General features: G+C 56.9%; 7 protein-coding genes. 6 read left to right on the top strand and 1 reads right to left on the bottom strand.

Annotated features, from left to right (window positions below):
- The 3 genes from AC3WTM_RS10610 to AC3WTM_RS10600 form a co-directional block, all read left to right on the top strand.
- The coding region (locus tag AC3WTM_RS10610) for a calcium-binding protein (RefSeq protein ID WP_492587606.1) at nt 1–1,048 on the top strand (1,048 nt) is incomplete at its 5' end.
- A gap of 441 nt (nt 1,049–1,489) precedes the next feature.
- Complete coding sequence (locus tag AC3WTM_RS10605) at nt 1,490–2,464, top strand: hypothetical protein (RefSeq protein WP_256586042.1); 975 nt, start codon at nt 1,490–1,492, stop codon at nt 2,462–2,464.
- Between the two features lie 70 nt (nt 2,465–2,534).
- On the top strand, nt 2,535–3,341 hold the full coding sequence (locus AC3WTM_RS10600; protein WP_102670733.1) for a TSUP family transporter: 807 nt from the start codon (nt 2,535–2,537) through the stop codon (nt 3,339–3,341).
- 30 nt (nt 3,342–3,371) lie between these two features.
- Here the strand turns inward: AC3WTM_RS10600 and AC3WTM_RS10595 are convergent, their stop codons facing one another.
- Complete coding sequence (locus AC3WTM_RS10595; RefSeq protein WP_102670732.1) at nt 3,372–3,821, bottom strand: hypothetical protein; 450 nt, start codon at nt 3,819–3,821, stop codon at nt 3,372–3,374.
- 251 nt (nt 3,822–4,072) lie between these two features.
- Here AC3WTM_RS10595 and AC3WTM_RS10590 point away from each other — a divergent pair, with 251 nt between their 5' ends.
- From AC3WTM_RS10590 to AC3WTM_RS10580, 3 genes are all read left to right on the top strand, one after another.
- Complete coding sequence (locus AC3WTM_RS10590; RefSeq protein ID WP_102670731.1) at nt 4,073–4,822, top strand: DUF1016 N-terminal domain-containing protein; 750 nt, start codon at nt 4,073–4,075, stop codon at nt 4,820–4,822.
- 68 nt (nt 4,823–4,890) lie between these two features.
- A complete protein-coding gene (locus tag AC3WTM_RS10585) occupies nt 4,891–5,865 on the top strand; it encodes an alpha/beta hydrolase family protein (protein WP_102670730.1) in 975 nt (324 codons plus the stop codon).
- A 38-nt stretch (nt 5,866–5,903) separates the two neighbouring features.
- Entirely contained in the window at nt 5,904–6,320 is a 417-nt protein-coding gene (locus tag AC3WTM_RS10580; RefSeq protein WP_090452584.1) for a hypothetical protein, read from the top strand.
- Nucleotide 6,321 lies beyond the last annotated feature (1 nt).

Raw genomic sequence — 6,321 nt, 5'->3', positions numbered from 1 at the left:
CAACAACATCCTCAATGGCGCCGCCGGTATCGATACCGCGTCCTATGCCTATGCCACTGCGGCGGTCACGGCCAACCTTGGGCTGACCATCGCACAAGCCACCGGTGGTTCTGGTTCCGACACCCTGTTGAACTTCGAAAACCTCACGGGCAGCAACTATAACGACAGGCTGACCGGCAATGCGGCCGCCAACACCCTCAGCGGTGGCCTGGGCAGCGACCAACTCAACGGCGCTGCCGGTGCAGACCGCCTGATCGGCGGCGATGGCTCCGACCTCTACTACGTCGACAATGCCGGCGATATCGTCAGTGAATCCAATGCTGTCGCCAGCACCGGCGGCATCGATACCGTCTATAGCTACCTCGGTGCCTACACCCTGGGTGACAACGTCGAGAACCTGCGCCTGCTGTCGACCGGCACTGCCAACGGCACCGGTAACAGCCTCAACAACGTCATCGACGCCGGGGCTGGCAACAACATCCTCAATGGCGCCGCCGGTATCGATACCGCGTCCTATGCCTATGCCACTGCGGCGGTCACGGCCAACCTGGGGCTGACTACCGTGCAAGCCACCGGTGGTTCCGGTTCCGACACCCTGTTGAACTTCGAAAACCTCACGGGCAGCAACTATCACGACAAGCTGACCGGCAATGCGCTTGCCAACACCCTCACCGGTGGAGCCGGCAACGACCTGTTGATCGGCGGCACGGGCCTGGACAAGCTTTATGGTGGCACCGGGGCCGACAAATTCGACTTCAATGCCTTGAGTGAAATGGGCCTGGGCGCCGCCCTGCGCGATGTCATTGGCGACTTCAAGACCAGCGAAGGCGACAAGATCGACCTGTCGAGCCTGGACGCCAACCTGGCGACAGTGGCCAACGATGCGTTCAGCTTCATCGGCTCCAGCGCGTTCAGCAGCAATGCCGCAGGGCAGCTACGGTTCGCCGGCGGCATCCTCTACGGCAGCACCGACGCCGACACTGCCGCTGAGTTCGAAATTCAGTTGGTGGGGGTGAGCAACCTGCAAACTGCCGACCTGATTGCCTGATAGAGGGTGATCGTACTCAATACCGAAACCCCTGAATCGCAAGATTCAGGGTTTTTTTATGCCTTGGATTTGATGAAGCACCGATCCCGTCACCCTCGAAACAACAATTCCCACCTCCTGTCACCACGCCAGCCAGTATCCGTAATGGTTGCCGGGGCTGAGTCCCGAAAAGTTTCAGACATTGGTGATCGGCCCTTCCTGGCAGTCTCTCGGGTCTGTAGGAACACTCCGTATGCTCTAACTGAAATGGATGACATACGCTGAAAATGAAATTGAGCAGAATCGGAAGAGGAGCTGCCGCATAACCGGGAGCAGGTACACAACAGGGATGTAGACAATGACTGAGGTCATTCAACCAGACGTCGAAACAGCTGAGTTTTTTCTGTACAAGAAATCAGAACTTTCAGCTTTGATCTCCGCCAGTCAGCATTGCTGCACAAGTTGGCCAAAGAGCTGACAGCCATCGGCGGGCCTCAAGCACCAGGAGCCAGGTCCAAAGCCTCTCAGGCAGTCACCGAATTAACGTTCCTGTTTTCGAAAGACCAATGCGAACTGCTGGACGCCTATTCCGAAGGTCTTGTTTGCGTGTTGATCTTTGAAGGGCTGCAAAAAATCTCAGACGCTATCCCTCCAGATGCACTACCAGACCAGACATCCCTGGAAAACCGATACGGCGTCCTTTGCCTGGCCGCCCGTAATCAGATCTTGTTGAAACTGGTGGGTAACAGTGCCTTTGCCTACGACATGGGCAATGAAGGAAAACTGGTTCGACTGGTGGCCAACTTCAAGGGCGTCGGGCTGACCAGAATCCCTGCCGAGCCGGACATCAAGGAACTGAGTTCCCATTCCGGCCTCGCGCTTGGCCCACATACAGAGGCGCCCTACTGGTGCGCAGTGAACGCGAAAGACGGGCACTCGCCCTCTCCATCGTCGCTCATACGTTCCGCCTTGTGGAACCCGAGCCTTGAGCCTACGCGAGTCATTCCACTACCTCCCATACTCGAAAAAATTGGCGTCACCAACTGCCTCGCACTGACCACGGGTAACTTCCAGTTCACTCGTAGCGACTCCTTTGTCAGTGGCAAAGGGGAAGATGGCCGCAACGTTTCGATTCGGGAGTTCGACGACAAGGCAGGGTTCGCAGCCCGCTTTAACACGTATCGTTTTTCGGTCAATGACAACGCCTCGACCTTTGTGAAAGCGGCTTACACTGCCCTTTGCCAAGGTGTGGGTGAAGCGACTCCGATCGAGTACACGCTGAACCAGGAATCAGCCATGGTCATCAATAACATCCGGGCTCTGCACTGTCGCGATGTCATCAAAGACAACAGACGGGTCTTGGTTCGTATTTTCGGACTTTCAAAATTTTCTTGCCCCATCGTTGTTTCCGACGATCCGCTAGTGCTGCAGGGCTGATTCTTTTATCACCAGCTGTTGAACGACCCGTCATGTGATTACTGGCCAATAACCATAAAGAGAGAATGCAATGTCTTGGGATGTAATTGGCATGTTGGCGCTCGTCGCTTTTTTCGCCGGTTTTTTTGATGCGATTGCCGGTGGTGGCGGTTTGATCACCTTGCCTGCATTGTTCCTGGCGGGTGTAGATCCGATCAGTGCAATTGCCACGAACAAGTTCCAGGCCGCTTCGGCAACAGTTTCGGCAACGGTAACCTTTGCTCGCAAAGGAATGATCGAGTGGCGCGAAGGCCGTTTTCTGGTTATCTGCGGATTTGTTGGCGGCGCCAGTGGTGCCTTGCTGGTCAGCACTATTGATAAGCGCTATCTGGAAGTTTGCGTGCCTATCATGCTGATTCTGGTAGCCATCTATTTTGCGCTCTCTCCAAAGCTGGCCAATGAAGATCGACGCAAGAGAATTGGTGTTCTGTTTTTTTCGTTTAGCGTTGCGCCGATCCTGGGTTTTTACGACGGTATATTCGGCCCCGGTGTGGGCTCTTTCTTTATTGTCGGATTTGTACTGCTCTGCGGCTTGGGCATGATGCGGGCCATGAGCTTTACCAAACTTGCCAACGCCTCATGCAATCTCGGTTCCCTGTCGGTCTTTATCACTAAAGGTGTGATTATCTGGCCGATAGCCATAGCCATGGCTTTGGCGGCCTTCATCGGCGCTCAATTGGGTGCACGGGCCGCTGTCCGGGTCGGACCACGGTTGATCAAACCCATGTTGATCGTGGTCTGCTGCGCCTTGGCCATCAAGCTGCTGAGCGTAGAAACCAACCCTTTACGCGTTGCACTCATCCAAGCGTATGCGGGTGTTAATCACGAAAAACCCTGAGTCGCAGGACTCAGGGTTCAGAGCCTCTCGTTAACTCGCATCATTCCAGTGGAAAACCAGGTTACGGGCTGCACCATTGCCAACATCGGCAACGTCCTGCCGTGTTTCGCCGTTACGCGTCGCAATGACCGTATATTTGCCGGCAGGCAGTTTCACGTAAACCAGTGGACCGGCGTCATTGAGCGTCAGTACGGTTTGCCCCGGGACTTTCTGAATAACCACATTCACGTCAGGAGTGTATTCATTTCCCGTCCCGACAGAAAACGTCATGTGCAGGTTATAGCCGGTGGTCTGCTGGATGGCCTTGGACTCATCCTCGCCGATACCGCCGGACAGGTAGGTGATGCCGTTTTGCTGCTGGCTATGCACCTGCACCCCCTGGCCGTCGATGGGCTCAAGGCTGGCGGCAGGTGTCATCGCTGGAAACATCAGCATGCCTACAGCGGTGAGGGGCAACAGGAGCGTATGGAGGAATTTCATGATGACGACTCCCGGGTTCTGCAGAACCCAATCGTTACACTCTTTGGATTTCCATCCGGATAAAGGGTTTAGATTGATTTGGCCTGAGTACGAAACGTACTACGCCATTTGTTCCTCAACCATCGCCCACCATCAGACCCGTCCTGCCGGACAACCCGGTATTTCCTGCCTGTTTCTCAGCAACCCCCGGCATCTTCGAAGGGGCTCCCTTGTCATTCTCTTTCGCTGTTCAACCTGCTGCGGAAGACTTCATGACGGCCCCCACCCCCAACGACACTCACGACCCACACCTGGCATCACTGCTTGGCAACCTTGGCAAATTGATCCATCAAGCACGTCAGAAAGTGCTTCGGGCGGCCGATACCGCGCAAGTGCAGACCTGTTGGCAAACTGGTCGGCACATCGTTGAGTTCGAACAGAACAGCGCGCGACGGGTCAGGTATGGCAAAGAGTTACCGTCAACCTTGGCCAAAGCGCTAACTGCGGAGTTTGGAAAGGGTTTTGACGCTTCCAACCTTCGGTACATGCGTCTGTTCTATCAAGCCTTTCCAATTCGTGACGCACTGCGTCACGAATTGAGCTGGACCCACTACCGCCACCTGCTTCGGGTCGACAACGACAGCGCTCGTCTCTGGTACATGAACGAATCAGCCACTCAAAACTGGTCAAGCCGCGCCCTGGAACACCAGATCAATACGTTGTACTACGAACGCCTGCTGGCGAGCCGCGATCGCGGTAGCCTCAAGCAGGAGGCCGCCACCCACATTCAAAACATGAAGGCCAACCCTCGGGATTTCGTCCGTGATCCGGTAGTACTGGAGTTTCTTGGTTTACCCAATGCCGGCAAGCTTCAGGAAAGCGAGATCGAACAAGCGCTGATCGAACAATTGCTCGCCAGCAAGTACAAGCTTGTCCTGCCGAGCGAAGAGGAACTCCGTAATGCACTGGATCGGGAGCGAGCAGCACTTGAAGAACGATTGACGAATCAACAACCGCGTTGAGGCGAATGGATTGTTCATCAACGGTATCAAGACTATCGTTGGCAGCTACCCGCAAAGGTCTGACACCGATGAATTTGCAGGACACGCCTCCCCTGGCCCCCAGTCGCAACGAGTTGCCGCTGCCGGATACCACGCATGGCAAACCATTCAGGGAAACCGCCTCGGACGGTTTCATCCTCGGCGGCTTCACCTGGCGACACCCTTCTCGGGACGCCGCTCGTCCGGTCGTGATCATCAATGCCGCCACCTCGGTCCGTTGTCGCCACTACTCACGCTTCGCCAACTACCTGTTCGCCCACGGCTTCGATGTCATCATCTATGACTACCGCGGCATTGGCGAGTCGCGGCCGGCATCGCTCAAGGGGCTTCAAGCCTCGTGGACCGACTGGGGAGCGCTGGATTTCGAGGCGATGCTCAAGCGCGCACAGCGTGAGTTCCCGCAACAGCCTATAGATGTGGTCGGCCACAGCTTTGGCGGTTGTGCAGCGGGCCTGGGGGCGTCCGGGCACCTGATCCGGCGCTTGGTAACGGTCGGTGCGCAATTCGCCTACTGGCGCGACTATGCGCCCGCTCATCGCTGGCGGATGTTCGGCAAGTGGCATGTGGTGATGCCGCTGGTGACGATGCTGTGCGGCTACTTTCCGGGCAAACGGCTCGGCTGGCTGGAAGACACACCCGCCGGCGTGGTCCGTGACTGGAGTCTTTCCACTGCGCGCTACGAGAAACGCTCCAGCGGCCGCACAATCAGCAAAACCACCGGGCAGCTGCCCTTTGCCGGCGTCACCGCGCAAACCCTGGCCATCAGCATCAGCGACGATCCCTACGGCACGGTTCCGGCCATCGAACGCCTGCTCGGCTACTTCACCGGCAGCACAAACTCTCACCTGCGTATCCATCCTGAAGACATCGGCGAAGAAGAAGTCGGACATTTCGCCTTTTTTCGCAGCGCATACCAAGCCACACTATGGCCCATTGCATTGGCCTGGTTGCAAAACGGCGAACTGGTCCCCGGCACACCCGGGCGAACGGTGCCACGCAGCTGAGCCACCCGCCCCTTTCAACGAATTATGGAACGACGCCCATGGCCTCCGCCAACAAGCAGCAAAAACGCGCCTCCCGCGCCAAGGCCAAGGCCAAGCAGAACCGCACCCAGCGAGCTGCCGCGCCGGTGGAACTGGACCCGAACGACGATCGCATCGACTTCGAGTCGGTGGACCTGACCGAACTGTTCAAGAAAATGATCGACGCCGAAAAAATCAGCCAGCAAGCCCTGTGCACGGCCTTCCTCGAAGACCCGCTGCTGGAGCTGGTGTACGAGCAGGAAGGCGAGGAAGGCGCGATGGACTTCATCCTTGCCGCGCTGATCGAATATCGCCAATGGTCGACCGAAACCGACGAAGCCGGCGCCCTGGCGTGGATCGAATCACCGGCCTTCCAGGCCGACTACGTGGCGGCGTCCGACGCCATTGCCGCGCAAACCCAACAGAAACCGAACTGAG

The organism is Pseudomonas sp. EU05-FHT14B02 (assembly GCF_058791055.1).
This window is presented reverse-complemented; position numbering and strand designations above follow the sequence as displayed.